Raw genomic sequence first — 16,142 nt, 5'->3', positions numbered from 1 at the left:
GGCAGTTAAGGACGATTCAGCCGGGGATATCTGTGGGTTTCCTGCTCGCCGAACCTGCATCACGACGAGATTACTTGTTCGGTATGCTGATTGCTGGAGTGTCGGCGAAGACACTGCCTCGATCCAGAACCTGTCCCGGATCGGCACATAGCCGATCGGAAGCGGGACGGATCCGGAGGGCGGCGGTGGGCGGTGTGGTCCGCCCCGACAGGTCAGGGAGCGAGGCGTATGTTCGACTTCTCGACGCGCATGAGCGGTGAGCAGCCCATCCGCATGGTGCTGCCGCAGACGACACCGCGGACGGAGCCGCGCGTGATCCTGCGGCGCCTGTGGCGGGGCGGAGGCTTCATCATCCTCGGCGCGCTGTTCATGGTCGCCGCGGCGGTCGCCCTGCTGGGCCTGCTCCCGCCGCGCTACACATCGAGCATCCAGATCCTCGTGGATCCGAGCGACCTGCGGGTGGTCGAGAACGACGTCAACGCCCGTCAGCCGCAGGCCGACAGCGGCGTCTCGATCGCCGAGAGCCAAGTGCGGGTGATCCAGTCCGACAACGTCCTGCGCCGGGTCATCGCGAAGCTGCACCTCGATCAGGACGACGAGTTCGTGCTGCCGGACGGCGCCAATCCGGTGACGAACTGGGTCAAGGGCGCGCTGGGGATGATGCCCCCGCCGGCGAGCCGGGATCCGATCAACATCGCCCTCGACACGCTCCAGAACCGGCTCAGCGTTCGCCGGGCCGAGCGGACCTTCGTGATCGACGTCGCGGTGCAGTCCCGCGATCCCGAGAAGGCCGCGCGCATCGCCAATTCCATCGGCGACGCCTACTTCGCCGAGGAGGCCGCGGCGCGCACCGACACCGCCCGCCGCGCCTCGGACGCCCTGGCCGGGCGCCTCAACAACCTGAAGCGCGATGTGGAGCAGGCCGAGAGCGCCGTCGTCCGTTATCGCGAGGATCACAAGCTCGTGGCCTCCAGCGGCCGGCTCCTCACCGATCAGCAGCTCGGCGACCTGAACCAGCAGCTCGTCACCGCCTCGATCAAGACCGCGGAGGCGAAGTCCCGCCTCGATCAGGCCCGGCGGATGCGCTCCTCGGATCCCAGCACCGCGCTGCCCGAGATGCTCCAGTCCCTCGAAATGCAGGCGCTGCGGCAGCAATACGCCACGCTGTCCCGCAACACCGCCGAGCTCGCGACCCGCCTCGGTGAGCGCCACCCGGCCATGGCCGAGCAGTATGCCCAGCAGCGTGATCTCCAGCGCCTGATCCAGCGCGAGAAGGAGCGGATCATCGAGACGACCCAGAAGGATTACGATCGCGCCGCCGCCAGCGAGGCGGCGATCCGGTCCAGCCTCGACCGGGTCAAGACCGAGACGACCACCAGCGACCGCGCCTATGTCGGCCTGCGCGAACTGGAGCGGACGCTGGACTCCCGCCGCGGCGTCTACGAGGCCTATCTGAAGCGCGCCCGCGAGGCGAGCGAGCAGGAGCGGCTCAACACCACCAACGTCCGGATCATCTCGGTGGCGACGCCCGCCCGCCAGCGGACCTTCCCGCCCTCACCGAAGATCGTCCTTCCGGTGGCGCTGGTGCTCGGCCTGCTGCTGGGCGGCGCCATCGCCCTCCTCCTCGGCGCCGATCGGGATCGCCGCCGTACCCTGCGCGCCGCGACCCGCCCTGCGGCCAGCTTCCGGGCCGCCGATGCGTGATCTCGGGAACATCCGTTTCAGCCTGGATCCGGGGGAAACGCTCGGTTCCGAGGTGCGCAGCGTCCGGTTGTCCATACCGCACGCCACCGGGTCCGCCCACGCCGATCCCACAGTCGGCATGTTCGGGTTGCGGTTCAACACGGGTGAGGCCGCGGCGGTGGTGGCCGCCGTGGCGGCCCTGCCGAGCGATGGGCCGCGCATGATCGTGACGGCCAATGTCGACCACATCGTCCAGCTCCGCGAGAGCGCCGAGTTCCGTGGCGCCTACGGGCGCGCCGCGGCCCGGACGCTCGACGGGATGCCGCTGGTCTGGCTGGCGCGCCGGGCCTGTCGCCAACCGGTGCATCGGGTGACCGGCCACGATCTCCTGGCGTGCATCCTCGCTGACCCGCCTCCCTTCGCACGGCGGATCTTCTTCGTGGCCTCCCGGCAAGACGCGGCGGACAGGTTGACCGAACGGCTGCAGGCGGGCGGCCTGCCCGGCGGATCCGTGACGAGCGTCGTGCCGCCCTTCGGCTTCGAGTCCGATCCGGCCTACAGCCGCGCCTTGGTCGAGAAGATCCGCGCCCATGGCACGACGCTTCTGGTCATGGCCGTGGGCGCGCCCAAATCCGAGATCTGGATCGATCGGCACCGCGCGCGCCTCGGCGACCCGATCGTGTTCTGCGTCGGCGACGCGCTGAACGTGGCGGCGGGCTGCATGTCACGGGCGCCCGGGATGGTGCAGCAGCTCGGTCTCGAATGGATCTTCCGGTTCCTGCAGGCGCCGCGCCGGCTGTTCCGCCGCTACTTCATCAAGTCCTGGCGGTTCGTCGGCATCGTGATCCAGGATCGGTTCGTACGCCGGAGCGGCTAGCCTCGGTCCGCGAACAGGTCCGGTCGCTGCAATTGCAGGGCGAACAGCAGGACCAGTGACTTCATGTCGGTGAGCGCCCCCCGCTGGCTCATGGCGGCGAGTTCCGGCAGCGGAATCTCGTGAACGGCGACGGCTTCGCCTTCGGAGGCGAGACCGCCGCCCGCGCCGGTCCGGTCGGCCGCACTGTAAGGGGCGAGAAACAAGTCCATCCGCTCGGTGGAGATACCCGGCATCGACCAGGCGCTGGCGACGAAGTCGAGCCGGCTGAGTCGCAGCCCGGTCTCCTCCATGACCTCGCGTCGCGCCTCGTCCTCGGGCGCGCCCTCGTCCAGGAGCCCGGCCGGAACCTCAACATGGCTCGGCGGACCGCCGGAATAGAGCACGGCCGCGCGGAATTGCGAGACGAGCGCGGCGACCCGCCGGTCCGGATCGTAGGGCAGCACCGCGACGGCGCGACCGTGATCCTCGATTTCCCGCGTCATGCGGGTTCCGTCATCCTGCATCACCTCGGCCACGAGGTAGCGCGCCCATCCTTCGTGCACGAGGCGCACGCCTCCGATCCGTGGTGCCATGCCGTTCCGACCTCATCCTTGCGAGGCTGACGGATCGTTCAGGAATGCGGCGGCTTCGCGGAGGCCGTGATCCGGAAGCACAGGCGATCCCCCCGCCGCTCCGCCGCCTCGAGCCGTGCTCCCTCCTCGCGGACGAGGTTCGGAATGTCGATCATGGCCAGCGGATCCGTGCAGGTGACCATGAGGGTCTGCCCGGCGGGCAGGCCGCGCAGCGCCTTGCGGGTGCGCAGCACCGGCAGGGGGCACTTCAATCCGCTCAGGTCGAGGTCGATGCAGTCCGGATCGTCGCGCACCTCGGCGTCTCCCGGGCCGGTTCGGGGGTCCGTGTCGCCCGCTTCACCGGCTTGATGGCGGACGGCCCGGCAGCGTCGAAGCTCACCACTCCGAATAGCCGTAAGCCGGACCGTTCTACCGATCCGGAGCCGACCAGACGTAGCGCGGCCCGTTGTAGCCATACTCGAAGCCGGGCCTTTCGATCGCTGCATAGGCGTATCCGTATCCGAAAGGCATCGGGTACTGATACTCGCCGTAGTAGCTCCAGCGCGGCCGTGCCTGGGTGACCGACCCGTGAAACTGTCCCTGGACCGAGGGGCCGGAGCGGGCCGGATCGGCGGCCATGCTGGCGCCGGCGGTGAGGGCAAGGGACGAGAGGCCGGTTACGACGAGGATGGCGATGCGGGTCATGAAACGATCTCCCCACGGCTGCACACACGATTCGGAACGTTCCAATAGCATGCGGCGGAGGCGATTCTCTCGATTCGCCGGGGTTTGGTGTCAGGCTTGGATCAGAACACGCATTCCGTGAAGGCCGGGCGGACGCAGGCATTCCACCGCCGCTCGTAGTCGGCGAGCAGATCATCCGCCCGGGTCCGACCGGCCGCCACGATCGCCTCGAGCGGCTGCAGATAGACCGTCTCGTCCCGTCCCTCCGCGTCGCGGCGGCCGCGCGCCCGCAGGCCCGATCGGGCGATAGCAAGGGCCTCGGCTGCCACGGCGCCGAGCGTCGTGTTGGCCACCGGGGTCGCGAGGCCGAGGCGCGGCGCGGTCGCCCGCGCGGCTTCACGATTGGCCGGGCTCCAGCCCTTCACGAGGTCGAGGGCGGCATCGAGGGCCGATTCGTCGTAGAGCAGCCCGGCCCAGAAGGCCGCCTGCGCGGCGATCATCCCGGGATCGCCGACATCGGCGCCCCGCATCTCCAGGAAGCGCTTCAACCGCACCTCGGGGAATGCGGTGGAGGCGTGGTTCGCCCAATCCGCGACGGTCGCATACTCGCCGGGGAGCTGCGGCAGCTTGCCGGCCATCAGGTCGCGGAACGAGGCGCCGGACACGTCGTGATAGATGTCGCCGCGCTTCACGAAGTACATCGGCATGTCGAGCAGCCAGTCGACGTAGGCCTCGTAGCCGAACCCCGCGTCGAAGGCGAAGGGCAGCATCCCGGTGCGATCAGCGTCGGTGTCGCGCCAGATCTCCGAACGGCGGGAGAGGAATCCGTTCGGCCGGCCATCCGTGAACGGGGAATTGGCGAACAGCGCGGTGGCGACGGGCTGAAGTGCGAGCGACGCCCGCATCTTCCGGACCATGTCGGCCTCGGAGGCGAAATCGAGATTCACCTGCACGGTGGCGGTCCGCAGCATCATGTCGAGGCCCAGCGACCCGACCTTCGGCATATAGCCCGCCATGATCCGGTAGCGGCTCTTGGGCATCACCGGAGTCTCGTCCCGGCGCCACCGGGGGCTCATGCCGAGAGTCAGGAAGCCGATGCCGAGCGGATCGGCCGCCCGCTTCGTCGCCGCCAAGTGGGTGGCGAGTTCGGCCGCCGTGGCGTGAACGTCCGGGAGCGCGGCGCCGGAGAGCTCGAACTGACCGCCCGGCTCGATCGAGATCGCCCCGCCCTCGTCCGCCGACAGGCCGATGATGTTGCCGAGATCGAGGATCGGCTCCCAGCCCGTCTCGCGGGCAAGTCCTTCGAGCAGGGCGCGGATGCCACGCTCGCCGTCATACGGCACGGGCGAGCGGTCGTCCCGGTAGAAGGGAATCTTCTCGTGCTCGGTGCCGATCGCGAAGCGTTCGCGCGGCTTCTCGCCTGCCGCGAACCACGCGATCAGTTCGGCGCGCGCGGTGAGCGGCGTGGAGTCGTTGCTGTCGCGCGCCATGCGCTGCCTGCCCGTGCGTCTGACCTAGAACCTGGAGTGAGAGCGCGCCGGATTGCTCCGGCGGATCCGTCCAGCCCCTCCCCGTCCTGCGAGCGGAGCCCGGACGGACACCCGCCCCCGACCCCGATCGGCGCGCGGCGCAGACGGCGTCCGTGCAGGGACATAATCGAGGCGCCCGGAACCCACAACGCGGCGCCGGCGGCCGGTACGCCGCATCACGTTCGATACCGGGCGACAATCGCCCGCGCCGGTACCTTCATGTGCGCGGGCACACATCGATCCGGGCGGCTCCATCAACGGCCGTCGCCCAGCACCGCCTGAACCAGAGCCAGCACCGCGACCGCCGCTGTGTCGGCCCGGAGGATCCGAGGCCCCAGGGAGATCGCCAGGGTGTTGGGCCGCGCCCGGATCAGCGCCCGCTCCTCCTCGGAGAAGCCGCCCTCCGGGCCGACCAGAACGGCGAGCGGCGGCGGCGCGCTCGGATCGGCCGCCTCACGCAGCGCCCGCACCGGATCGCGCACCGGCGCGTCCTCGTCGCAGAAGACGAGGACGCGCTCCGCGGTCAGACTCCCGAGGGCCCGGGGCAACCGCTCGGGTTCGGGACAATCCGGTATCGCCAGGATGCCGCATTGCTCGGCGGCCTCCACCGCGTTGGCGCGCAGGCGCTCCATGTTGACCCGCTCGCCTTGCGTGAACCGGGTGATCACCGGGCGGATCGTACCCGCGCCCATCTCCACCGCCTTCTGGGCGAGGTAATCCAGGCGTGCGCTCTTCAGGGGGGCGAACAGATAGTGCAGGTCGGGACGCGGGGTCTGCACCCGCATGCGTTCGGCAACCTGGAGGTCCGCGCTCTTTCGTCCGGTCTGGACGAGCCGGGCGCGCCACTCGCCGTCGCGGCCGTTGAACACCAGCACCGGATCGTCCGGCCCCTTCCGCAGAACGTTGAGGAGATAATTGGCCTGGGCACGGTCGAGCGGCAGGTTCACCCCGGCGGCGAGGTCGGCCGCGACGAACAGGCGTGGTGCGGTGAAGTCGTAGGCCGGCATGCCGGCGTGGTCGCGCGGGCGGGGCATCCTGTCAACGCGCCGCCGGCCGCGGGAAGTGTTGCCAAAAGATTACGATCCCGGGTTTTCCGCCGCGCAGGCATCACCGCTGCGCAGGCTCGGCCGGCTGCCGGCTTGCCGCTCGATTGACGCCACAATCCTGTGGCGAACCCAGCAGAACGGAATTGAGCCGGCCGCATGCGGATTCGGCAGGGGTGTCGAGGGAGTCGTGGAATGGCAAAGGTGAGCCTGGGTCTGGGGGCTGCGGTGCTGGTCGGCACCGTCCTGTTCGGGTCGGCGGCCTTCGCGCAGGGTGCAGCGCCGGAATGCGGCGCCATCCAGAAGACGCTGGCCGAGCGCAAGGCGCTGGTCGGCCGCGCCAATTCGGCCTCGCAGTCGAAGAAGAAGATGACGCCGCAGGAAGCCTGCGCCTTGTTCGGGAAGCTCCAGAGCAACGGGACCGAGGGCATCAAGTGGATCGCCGCCAACAAGGAATGGTGCTCGATCCCCGATTCGTTCGCGGAGGGCTTCAAGGCCGATCATCTGAAGGTCAGCGGCATCCGCACCAAGATCTGCAGCGTGGCGGCCCAGGCAACCAAGATGGAGGCGCAGGCCCGCGCCCAGGCGCAGAACGGCGGCGGCGGCGGTGGCCTGCTCGGCGGCCCGGGCTTGACGGGCAGCTTCAAGCTGCCGCAGGGCGCATTGTAAGCGCGTCCGGAAGGATCACGGATGCGGTGTGGCTCCCCTCTCCGCAGGGGAGCGGAATCCACGCGTGGGACGACCGGAACTCCGACCGATGGGCGGCACGGTGATCGATAACGGGCGACCCGCGGACGCGGTCACCGGGCACTGGGTCGACCGCCTCGCCCCGCGGAGCTGGCGCCCCTACCTGCGGCTCGCGCGCATCGACCGGCCGATCGGATGGTGGCTGCTGCTCCTGCCCTGCTGGTGGTCGGCGGCGCTCGCGGCGATCAAGGCTGACCAGCCCTTCCCCGACCCCTGGCACTGCCTCCTGTTCCTCATCGGGGCCGTCGCGATGCGGGGGGCGGGCTCCACCTACAACGACATCGCCGACCGTGACCTGGACGCGCAGGTCGAGCGCACACGGCTGCGGCCCCTGCCCTCCGGTCAGGTGCGACCGCGCCACGCGGCCCTCTTCCTGGTGGTTCAGGCCCTGATCGGGCTCACGGTGCTCCTGCAGTTCAATGGGGACGCGATCCTGATCGGGCTGTGCTCTCTGCTGCCGGTGGCGATCTACCCGTTCATGAAGCGCGTCATGCCGCTGCCGCAGGCCGTTCTCGGGCTGGCCTTCGCCTGGGGTGCGCTGATGGGCTGGGCGGCGGTGTTCGCCCGCCTCGACCCGCCGGCGCTGCTGCTCTACGCGGGCGCGCTCTGCTGGGTGATCGGGTACGACACGATCTACGCGGTACAGGACATCGAGGACGACGAGATCGCCGGCATCCGGTCCTCAGCCCGCCTGTTCGGCCGGAGCGTGCGGCCTGCCGTCGGCATCTGCTACGCCCTGGCGACGATCCTGATCGCGCTGGCGGCACGAGGCGCTGGGGCGGGGTTCGTGGGCTATCTCGGCGTTGCGGCCTTCGCGGCGCATCTCGCTTGGCAGACCCTGTCGCTGCGGGATCGCGACGGGCGCGGGGCGCTGGCCCTGTTCCGCTCGAATCGTGATGCCGGATTGATCCTGTTCGTCGGCCTGGCCGTGGACGCGGTGCTGCGTGGCCTGTCCTGAGATGCGATTGGGTTTCAGCTGCGCGCGATGATCTCGTTCTCGCCGCGGTGGATCTGCGGACGTGCCGGGAGACGGCCGGTCTTGCGGCGGGTGAGGAAGCGCGGACGCCGACGTCCGAGCCCGGCGTGACGCCGCCGCATGCGCACCTGCCCGAGGACGAGACGACCGATCTGCTGCGACACCGGGACGAGGACGCCGTCCTCCCGAACGATCATCCGCACCAGACCGGCGCGGGCCGCGATGTCGCGCCACACGGCCACCACGTCATCCTCGGGGAAGCTGCCGAGGCGATGCACTTCATCGCCCTCGGCATCGACGAGGATCAGGCTGAACCGGTCGGCCCCGGTGATCTCCGCATCCTCGGCCGCGTAGGCGAGCGCGATGCCGGCGGCCCGTCCTGCACCGGACATCCGGCCGATCACCGGCAGCGGAGAGGCGGTGAAGCAGAACGCGGCGTCGGCCCCATGCATCGGTCGTCCTGCGTGATCGTCGTCCGTGACCGGGTAAGTGTTCATCTGTCCGAGTCCCTGGAGCAAGTGGCAGCCCTTGTCGGGCCGTCCGTTATGCCAAGCAAAATCGCACCCGAACTCCTCCGCACCGCTTAAGAGCCGTCGTTAAGCGAATCTGGACAGCGCTGTCATTTGCGGAATGCTCAATGCTTCCTTGAATGCTCAACACTTCCTTGCGCAGACCGATCATTATCGATCGATCAACCAGGGCTCCTTGTGGCGCTGCGGGCGGCACCGTACAACGGGATGCCCGCGCGCGTTCCTCAAGCGCCCGGTTTCCCCAGCCCGAGGCGGTCCGGACGTCCGAGCGACCGGACGGTCGGCGCAACCAAGCCCTCACGGGCCTGACGGATCTCATGCGGAGCGCGATGCCAGAGCCTCTCACCGACGAAGCCGTGTCTGCCCTGATGCCGGAGCTGCGCGCCGTGATGCGCGAGGCGGCCGACATCGCGCGCCCGTTCTTCAGGCTCGGCGGACAGACCTCGGCGCGCATTTGGTCGAAGGCCGGCGGCTCGCCGGTGACCGAAGCGGACGTCGCGGTCGACGCCTTCCTCAAGGTCCGGCTGAGCGCCCTCGTGCCGAAGGCCGCGTGGTTGTCGGAGGAAACCGCCGATGATCCCGCGCGGATCGGCCACGATCTGGTCTGGATCGTCGACCCGATCGACGGCACTCGGGCTTTCCTGTCGGGCCACCCGGATTGGTCGATCGCGGTGGCGCTGCTGGCCGCCGGTCAGCCGCTGATCGGTTTCGTCCACGCACCCGTGGGCGACGCGGATTATGAGGCCGTCCGCGGTCGCGGAGCGACCCGGAACGGCAAGGCGATCCGGGTCGATGCGCGGGAGAAATTGGCCGGCGCCCGCATCACGGGGCCGAAGCCGATGCTCGACCGATTGGCCGAGGGCGTCGGGTCGGCCTCCGATTTCGAGGTGATCAAGCGGATACCATCCCTCGCCCTCCGGCTCGCCCGGGTCGCGGACGGCAGCGTCGATGTCGGGATGGTCTCCGGTCATGCCCGTGACTGGGATCTCGCCGCCGCGGACCTCGTCTTGCGCGAGGCCGGCGGCGTCGTATGCGGCTTCGACGGCGAGGCAACCCGCTACAATCGTGCCGACCCCGTACACGGCGAGCTGCTCGCCGCACCCTTGGCCCTGCGCGATCCCGTGCTCAAGGCCTGGGATCGCTGAGGACCGCTGTTCCGCTGATGAGCGGCGGCTCTCAGGCCGCCGTCGCGTCGTGGAGCTTCATCGCGGTGGGCGCGAGCCCGAGCCGCTCGGCGAGATGCCAGTGAAGCTCCCGCGGGGAGTGATAATTGTAGGACCGGTCGATCAGGTGACTGATGTCGGCCCGGGTCTGATCCCCGGTATTGGCCCGTGCCAGCTTGCCGACCCGGAAGGTCGGCGCATCGGTGACGGGCGAGCGGACGCCATGGCGCCGCGTGTATTCGAACAACATACGTAAGGTCTTTTCTTTTCTGAGCCGGACGTTGGCGCCGTCCGGTGTCGTTTCTGGAAATTGCCTCCGACGCTGTCACCGTGGACGATGTCGCCCGCCGGGAAGCGTCGGAAGGGGGAACCGCGTCACGCGGCCGGTTCAAAGTCCTTGTCGGCCTTCCCGTTGCGGGGGCGCCCGGTGCACGGTGGCACGGCGGGCGTTCAGCCAGGACCCTCAGCCTCGCAGGTCGATCAAGCCGCCTGTAGGTTGCCGGCGGCGTCCTTGCCGCTGCGCTTGTCGGTGAGGATCTCGTAAGTGACGCGCTGACCTTCGATCAGGTTGCGCATCCCGGCGCTCTCGACGGCCGAGATGTGAACGAACACGTCCTTGCCGCCGTCATCCGGCTGGATGAAGCCGTAGCCCTTGGTCTCGTTGAACCACTTCACAGTACCGGTATTCACGTAGTGTACCTCATTCGTCCATAGGCCATCCGCACGGCACGAGGGCCGCGTGATGCACCACGGTCTTTCTGGGTTGAGCCAGTGCGGCGGGGCGCGAGTCGCTGAACCTGAAGAGCGTCAGCCTCGGTGGGAAAGCCCCCCGAGGACGTATTTAAGCGTCGGCTGCGGCTGCAACAAGGCGCTGGCGGCGTATCTTCTGCGTCGCAGGTGGCCGGAGCCACACCGGCGGTGGGTCGCGCCCCCTGTGATTTCCGGCCGTCGCGATGCATATACGGAATGCGCTCAAGCGGTTAAGGCGTGTGGCTCTGGACGATACATGGCAGGCATCTCGGTCTCGCTGGACGGTGCGAACATCCAGCTCTCCTTCCAGAAGGATGATCAGGCGACGGCGGTGGTGATGGATGCCCGCGCCGCCCGCGCCCTGGTCCGCGCCGTCGGGCAGCTCCTCACCGCGATCGACGACACCGACGAGCCCGACATGGGCGAGGAGATGGGCGACGAGGAGGTGGCCATGCTCGACGTGACGTCGTCGGCCATCGAGATCGGCACCGACGACGAGGGGCAGGCCGTGGTCGCGCTTCAGGCCGGCGCGCTGCCGCCGTTCCAGCTGCGTCTCACCGACGAAGAGGCCCGCCACGTGGTGACGAGCCTCTCCGAAATCCTGAATGCGCCGCGCGACGTTCGCACGTCGCATGGCGGTCACTGATCGGCGCAGATTACATCCGCGTGCCGGGATCTGTCGGCGTACCCGGGAAGATGTCCGGCTCTGAACCGGGGCCGCCCGGCTCGCCGATCCCCGGATCGTTCACCGGATAGGGCGTGCGCGGGCCGGTGGGGCCGATATCCGGCTCTTCTTCGGGTGTCGGCGGCGGGGGCGGCAGATCGCCGGGCGTGGGCTCGGGAAGGCCGGGATTGGCCATGACGCGGCTCCTGATGGGTTGGGGATGGTGACCAACGGACCGCGCTTCCAGGGGTTCCGGGGCCGGCTCCCTGGCGTCTTCCCCGCCCCGGCCGCGGACGAAACGGCGCGTGTCGCCTCCCGCGGCCATGCTGGGCTCGGAGCTTGGCGGTACGCTTGGCCCGATCTCCCTGGAGCCACGATCCTGCCCCTCGCGATGGATGTCGTCTGAGAGGCCGGATCGATCCTCCCCCGCGCCACGCTGTCCGCGGATGGCGCAGGGGACACCGGCGCGGCACTGCTGCCACGCCGGAACAGGTTCCCGCTCCGGGATCAGGACCAGACCGGCAGGGGCGGGGAAACCGCCGTCGGTGCGGATCCGGAGGCCGAGGCAACCGAGGATCGTGCCCTGGCCTCGTTCAGTGCGATCCGCATCGAGGAGGTCAAGGCCGGCGGCCGCCGGCACGCCCGGACGGTCGCGGCCGACCAGAGCACCGTCACGCACCGCATATCCGACGACCGGGACGCCGTCCGCGCGAACGTCATCGAGGGGTTCGCGGAAGGCGGCCACGGTGTCCGCCTTCCGGCAGCCCGACCGGTTCCGTCAGCCGCGCCCCCGCTCGCCGGCGACCTCCAGCACGGCGCTGGCGCGGATCGGGCGGCCGTACTCGTCGACGCCTTCAACCGTGACGCGATGAACGCCCGGTGCGAGGTCGTCCGGCAGCCGCGCCGTCCAGATGTGGGACGACGGTATTGCCTGGACCCAGCCCTTCTTGGTCTCCGGGTAGCGCTGGAACAGCTCGGCGACGAACGGATCCAGGCGACGAGTCCGCGCCAGCGCCTGCGGGGCGCGGCCTCCGATCCGAAGCGTGAGGTGCGTTCGTGGACCGCCGTCGAAAACGTTGACCACCACAGTCGTATCGGCGAGCGCGTCCTGGGCGACCGACGGCCGCAGGCCCTGCAGGGGCCGGGTGTGACGGATCACCTCCACCGCGCCGGCGCGCGCCTCGCTCTCGAACAGGATGCGCATCGTCTCGTCCGGCTGACCCTGCGCCGGGACGTAGCGCGTGGTGTAGTCGTTGCCGCGGATCGACAGCACGTGGAAGCCGTTGGGCGTACCGTCGCGGCTGTCGGCCGATGGGATGCCGGTGCGCGTGTCCGGGCCGCTCCACCATGAGCCCGAGACGGCCGTGAGGACATGGTGGTGGTGGCCCTTGGCCGGATAGTGGTGCTCGGTGGTGTGGGTATGCCCGGCAAGGCTCAGGACCCTGCGCCCGCCCAGCAGATCGAGGAGCGCGGCCCGGTCGGTCGTCGTCCCGCGCGCGTCGTCCGGCGCCGTGTCGGTGAAGAGCGGGATGTGCATGGCGAGCACGATCAGGGCGTCCCGCGGGATCTCGGCCAGGAGGTTGCGGAGGAAGGCGAGGCCGCGCTCGCCGACCCGTCCGCGATAGGTGTTTGCGCCGAGGGGAACCGGCGGACCGAGCCACTCGACATTGTCGAGCAGGACGAACCACGCGCGCCCCTGCTGGAACGCGTAGGTCGGCGACCCGAACACCCGCTTCCAGGTCTCGCGGCTGTAGCGGGCATCCGGGGCCTGCATGTTGAGGTCGTGGTGGCCCGGCAGGCTGTACCAGGGCACGCCGATCTGGCCCACGATGCGGTTGGACCGGCCGTAGAGCGACAGGTCGTCGAACAAAACGTCGCCAGTGGTCAGGCCGAACGCCGCCGGGATCGCCATCGCGCGGGCGACGGCGGTATCCCGCACGTGGTCGAGCTCGGTGCGGCTCTCGGGCTGGGGATCGGTGAACAGGAGGACGTCGAACTCCGTCGGCTCCTCGGTCCGTGTCAGGGTGAAGTCGATCGAGGCCGGCAGCGGTCCGGTCGGGGCGACGCCCCGGTAGCGGAGACCCAGGTCGACCGGCGTTCCGCCGGGCTGATGGACGTAGGAGTGGCGCGGCACGTTGTCGACGTCGCGCGGCAGGGCGTAGTCCGGCGGCTTGATCACGAAGATCGCGCCGTCCCCCTCCAGCGGCAGGCGGTAGCGGCCCTGCGCGTCCGTGCGCACGACCTCGCGCCCGTTGGAGACCAGCACGCCGGGCAGCGGGACGCGGTCCACCCCGGCGAGGCCGGTCGCCCAGACGATCCCGGTGGCCTCCGCGGCCTCCTCCGCCGTCGCGCGCCCCGCGGGCCAGCCCTAGGCCGGCCAGGCCGGCTACGGTCTCCCGCCGGGTGAGGCGTCCGACTCCGGATGCGGTATCACGCGACATGGGCTGCTCCTGCAACGCAACGCAACGCGGCGTCCGGCTGGCGAGCCGATCGCGCTGTCGCCTGCGGCCAAGCAGATCTGTCTGACGGCCGGATGACAGAAGCGATCCGCAACGCGCGAGGCCCGCATCTCGGCGGAGATGCGGGCCTCGGAACGCTGCACCGGAGCGCGGCGCCGTCACGCGGCGGTGAGAATTACTCCTCGTCGCCGGGCTCGAAGCTCTGCGGCACAGGCTCGGCGCTCGCGACGGGAGTCGGGGCACCGATGGTCGACGGCACGTTCACGCCGTCGCGCTTGTAGATGTCGTCCCGGAACTGCACGAGGCCGTCCGGGGTCGACCACGCAGTGATGTAGGTCCAGTAGACTGGCACCGGCTGTGCGATGTTGGCGTCGATGCGCTTGCCGCTCTCGATCGCCTCCTCGACCTGCTGGCGACCCCAGCCGGGCGTGTCCTTGAGGAGCCAAGTGATGTACTCGCGCACGTTCTGGACGCGGACGCAGCCCGAGGAGATGAAGCGGAAATCGTCGCCGAACACACCCTTGGTGTTCGTGTCGTGCATGAACACGCCGTAGGGATTCGGGATGTTGATGCGCACGATGCCCATCGAATTGAAGTCGGCGCCCGAATCCTGCCGGTAGGTATAGCGCGTGCCCTCGTCGGAGAACCAGTTCACCGACTTCGGCGAGATCTCCTGGCCGTTCCCGAGAATGCGGATCTTGTTGTCCGTGAGGTAGTTCGGATCCTTCTGCATCTTCGGGATCAGGTCCTTCTTCACGATGGAAGCCGGGACCGTCCAGGTCGGGTTGAAATTGATCTGCGTCGCCTTGGTGTTCATGATTGGCGACTGGCGGTCGATTTTGCCTACGCCCGCGGCGTGGAGCGTGACGACCTGACCGTTCTCCACCGTCTCCACCAGCGCGGCGGGGATGTTGGTGATGACGAAGCGGCGGCCGAGATCACCCGAATAGGAGCGCAGGCGCACCACGTTGGTCTCCAGCTGACGCAGCCGCACGTCGGCGGTCACGTTCATGGCCTGCTGGGTGGCGAGGCTCATCGTACCGGTCTGGCTCAGGCCGTGGCGGGCCTGGAAGCGCTTCACGCCGGCTGCGACGTAGGAATCGTACACGCCCGAACCACCGGCCGCCTGATCGAGGTCGCCCGTAACGATGAGGCGCTGGCGGACGGCGGCCACGGCCGGGCCGCGTGAGCCGATCCGCAGATGCTCGGCACCGGAGACCGCGCGCCAGCCGCCGCGGGTGACGATGTCCTTGTAGCGATCGACCATCTGCTCGGTCGCCGTCACCGTCTGAGGCGAGAGGATCGGAACGGTCTCGCGCTGGACCTGCATGCCGGCGGGAGAGGCGTAGTCCTGCGCCCATTCGGCCTGGGCGTAATTGCCCTGGTCGCGCGCCTCGGCGGCGCCGAAGCCGAGCGTGCCGAGGGCGGCGACGCTCAACAGGGCGGTGAACCGGTTTTGTGCCTTCATGCGCATCGGTCGCTGGCTCTGGTCCGGAGTTCGTCAGATTGTGGCGGGGACGGCTTGTCTCCGCGCCACGGTGTCGGTCTGCCGTTAAGACTCCCTATCGAAGGGGCCGGAATATGGCACCGCGGTGCGCAAGCGCACGCGGCAGCGGGATCCGGCCGCTGGGCGACGGCCGCGCGCCACGACCTGTGGCAGGGATGCCATAGCGCGGCGGAGATCCCCCCGCGACGTGCCTCCCGCTCAGGACGGGCCGATGCGGCCAATCCAGCCCTATCGGGGCCTCGTCGCGGCGCAGTGGCATCCGCCTACAGCGGTCTTAAGTTGGCCGCAGGCGCGATATTAAGGTTAAAAAAGGATGAACCCTGATGTCGCCGCCGATCGGCGCTAGGATTGCTGCGTCGTCGGACAGCCAGGGACGCAGCGTCCCAGTTTCGCACGGACAGGGCCGTCGGACGGCACAGGAGAGGCAGATGAACGGCTTCGATGTCACGTTCCGGGACGACCGAGACTGGGTCGATTTCGGCAAGTCCTACGTCCACTCGGACGCCTTCAAGACGCTGTTCCGCGAAGGGATGACGCTCGTCGAAGAGACGGCCGCCTACCTCGACGGCGAAGGTCGCGACGAGTCCCGCCTCGTTTCCCGCGACGCGACGCTGAGCTACGCGACCGAGAGCATGCGCCTGACGACACTGCTGATGCAGATCGCCTCCTGGCTGCTCGTGCAGCGCGCCGTTGCCGAAGGCGAGATGACCCCGGCGGAGGCGCTCCTAGAGAAGCATCGCGTCAAGCTCGGCAGCTCCGAGCCGTCGAAGCCGCAGGATTTCAACCAGCTGCCGGTCCGCCTCCAGCAGTTGATCCAGCGGGCGAGGCGCCTTCACACCCGGATCCTGCACCTCGATTCGCTGATCACCGAGGATCGCCCGACGCCGGCGCCGGTGGAGAGCCCGGTGGCGCAGCAGCAGGGCCTGCTGCGGATGGCGTTCCGGATGGCCGACGGCTGAGGGCGCCGGCCCGGAAGCGA

At 69.3% G+C, this 16,142-nt stretch carries 18 protein-coding genes; 7 read left to right on the top strand and 11 right to left on the bottom strand.

Features of this window, described 5'->3' with window-relative positions:
- Nucleotides 1-228 precede the first annotated feature (228 nt).
- Nucleotides 229-1,704 carry a GumC family protein gene (locus tag MFF58_RS14240; RefSeq protein ID WP_238289021.1) on the top strand — a complete coding sequence of 492 codons (1,476 nt, stop codon included), beginning with the start codon at nucleotides 229-231 and terminating at the stop codon, nucleotides 1,702-1,704.
- Entirely contained in the window at nucleotides 1,697-2,560 is an 864-nt protein-coding gene (locus MFF58_RS14235; RefSeq protein WP_238289020.1) for a WecB/TagA/CpsF family glycosyltransferase, read from the top strand. Before MFF58_RS14240 ends, MFF58_RS14235 begins: the two co-directional genes overlap by 8 nt.
- On the opposite strand, the gene MFF58_RS14230 is transcribed toward MFF58_RS14235, so the two are convergent.
- From MFF58_RS14230 to MFF58_RS14210, 5 genes are all read right to left on the bottom strand, one after another.
- Nucleotides 2,557-3,132: an NUDIX domain-containing protein gene (locus MFF58_RS14230; RefSeq protein ID WP_238289019.1), complete on the bottom strand. Its 576-nt coding sequence runs from the start codon at nucleotides 3,130-3,132 to the stop codon at nucleotides 2,557-2,559. The two genes, MFF58_RS14235 and MFF58_RS14230, sit on opposite strands and share 4 nt — an antisense overlap.
- 38 nt (nucleotides 3,133-3,170) lie before the next feature.
- The gene (locus tag MFF58_RS14225; RefSeq protein ID WP_238289018.1) at nucleotides 3,171-3,425 is read right to left on the bottom strand and encodes a sulfurtransferase TusA family protein; all 255 of its coding nucleotides are present in this window, start codon (nucleotides 3,423-3,425) and stop codon (nucleotides 3,171-3,173) included.
- A 115-nt stretch (nucleotides 3,426-3,540) separates the two neighbouring features.
- Nucleotides 3,541-3,816, bottom strand: coding sequence for a hypothetical protein (locus MFF58_RS14220; protein WP_238289016.1), 276 nt, complete (start codon nucleotides 3,814-3,816; stop codon nucleotides 3,541-3,543).
- A 101-nt stretch (nucleotides 3,817-3,917) separates the two neighbouring features.
- The gene (locus MFF58_RS14215; RefSeq protein WP_238289014.1) at nucleotides 3,918-5,285 is read right to left on the bottom strand and encodes a glutamate--cysteine ligase; all 1,368 of its coding nucleotides are present in this window, start codon (nucleotides 5,283-5,285) and stop codon (nucleotides 3,918-3,920) included.
- A gap of 293 nt (nucleotides 5,286-5,578) precedes the next feature.
- Nucleotides 5,579-6,331 carry a 16S rRNA (uracil(1498)-N(3))-methyltransferase gene (locus tag MFF58_RS14210; RefSeq protein WP_238289064.1) on the bottom strand — a complete coding sequence of 251 codons (753 nt, stop codon included), beginning with the start codon at nucleotides 6,329-6,331 and terminating at the stop codon, nucleotides 5,579-5,581.
- 231 nt (nucleotides 6,332-6,562) lie between these two features.
- Here MFF58_RS14210 and MFF58_RS14205 point away from each other — a divergent pair, with 231 nt between their 5' ends.
- On the top strand, nucleotides 6,563-7,036 hold the full coding sequence (locus tag MFF58_RS14205) for a hypothetical protein (RefSeq protein ID WP_238289013.1): 474 nt from the start codon (nucleotides 6,563-6,565) through the stop codon (nucleotides 7,034-7,036).
- A gap of 88 nt (nucleotides 7,037-7,124) precedes the next feature.
- Complete coding sequence (ubiA, locus tag MFF58_RS14200) at nucleotides 7,125-8,072, top strand: 4-hydroxybenzoate octaprenyltransferase (RefSeq protein ID WP_238289011.1); 948 nt, start codon at nucleotides 7,125-7,127, stop codon at nucleotides 8,070-8,072.
- A 14-nt stretch (nucleotides 8,073-8,086) separates the two neighbouring features.
- On the opposite strand, the gene MFF58_RS14195 is transcribed toward ubiA, so the two are convergent.
- On the bottom strand, nucleotides 8,087-8,542 hold the full coding sequence (locus tag MFF58_RS14195) for a DUF6101 family protein (protein WP_238289009.1): 456 nt from the start codon (nucleotides 8,540-8,542) through the stop codon (nucleotides 8,087-8,089).
- Nucleotides 8,543-8,949: 407 nt separating this feature from the next.
- On the opposite strand from MFF58_RS14195, the gene MFF58_RS14190 reads away from it, so the two are divergent.
- Nucleotides 8,950-9,765 (top strand): inositol monophosphatase family protein, encoded by an 816-nt coding sequence (locus tag MFF58_RS14190; protein WP_238289007.1) that lies wholly within the window; start codon nucleotides 8,950-8,952, stop codon nucleotides 9,763-9,765.
- Nucleotides 9,766-9,796: 31 nt separating this feature from the next.
- Here MFF58_RS14190 and MFF58_RS14185 read toward each other — a convergent pair whose 3' ends face one another.
- A complete protein-coding gene (locus MFF58_RS14185; RefSeq protein WP_238289005.1) occupies nucleotides 9,797-10,033 on the bottom strand; it encodes an AsnC family transcriptional regulator in 237 nt (78 codons plus the stop codon).
- Nucleotides 10,034-10,263: 230 nt separating this feature from the next.
- Entirely contained in the window at nucleotides 10,264-10,473 is a 210-nt protein-coding gene (locus MFF58_RS14180) for a cold-shock protein (RefSeq protein WP_238289003.1), read from the bottom strand.
- Between the two features lie 316 nt (nucleotides 10,474-10,789).
- Here MFF58_RS14180 and MFF58_RS14175 point away from each other — a divergent pair, with 316 nt between their 5' ends.
- The gene (locus tag MFF58_RS14175; protein ID WP_238289001.1) at nucleotides 10,790-11,179 is read left to right on the top strand and encodes a hypothetical protein; all 390 of its coding nucleotides are present in this window, start codon (nucleotides 10,790-10,792) and stop codon (nucleotides 11,177-11,179) included.
- Nucleotides 11,180-11,189: 10 nt separating this feature from the next.
- Here MFF58_RS14175 and MFF58_RS32465 read toward each other — a convergent pair whose 3' ends face one another.
- From MFF58_RS32465 to MFF58_RS14160, 3 genes are all read right to left on the bottom strand, one after another.
- Complete coding sequence (locus tag MFF58_RS32465; RefSeq protein ID WP_012322267.1) at nucleotides 11,190-11,393, bottom strand: hypothetical protein; 204 nt, start codon at nucleotides 11,391-11,393, stop codon at nucleotides 11,190-11,192.
- 582 nt (nucleotides 11,394-11,975) lie between these two features.
- A complete protein-coding gene (locus tag MFF58_RS14165) occupies nucleotides 11,976-13,487 on the bottom strand; it encodes a calcineurin-like phosphoesterase C-terminal domain-containing protein (RefSeq protein ID WP_238288997.1) in 1,512 nt (503 codons plus the stop codon).
- 344 nt (nucleotides 13,488-13,831) lie between these two features.
- Nucleotides 13,832-15,130: a L,D-transpeptidase family protein gene (locus tag MFF58_RS14160; RefSeq protein ID WP_238288994.1), complete on the bottom strand. Its 1,299-nt coding sequence runs from the start codon at nucleotides 15,128-15,130 to the stop codon at nucleotides 13,832-13,834.
- Nucleotides 15,131-15,591: 461 nt separating this feature from the next.
- Here MFF58_RS14160 and rcdA point away from each other — a divergent pair, with 461 nt between their 5' ends.
- Nucleotides 15,592-16,122 (top strand): protease adaptor protein RcdA, encoded by a 531-nt coding sequence (gene rcdA / locus MFF58_RS14155; protein WP_238288991.1) that lies wholly within the window; start codon nucleotides 15,592-15,594, stop codon nucleotides 16,120-16,122.
- Nucleotides 16,123-16,142 lie beyond the last annotated feature (20 nt).

Source organism: Methylobacterium longum, from assembly GCF_022179385.1.
GTDB classification, from domain to species: domain Bacteria; phylum Pseudomonadota; class Alphaproteobacteria; order Rhizobiales; family Beijerinckiaceae; genus Methylobacterium; species Methylobacterium longum.
Note: the sequence above shows the minus strand (reverse complement) of the source record. Positions and strands in the feature narration are given on the sequence as shown.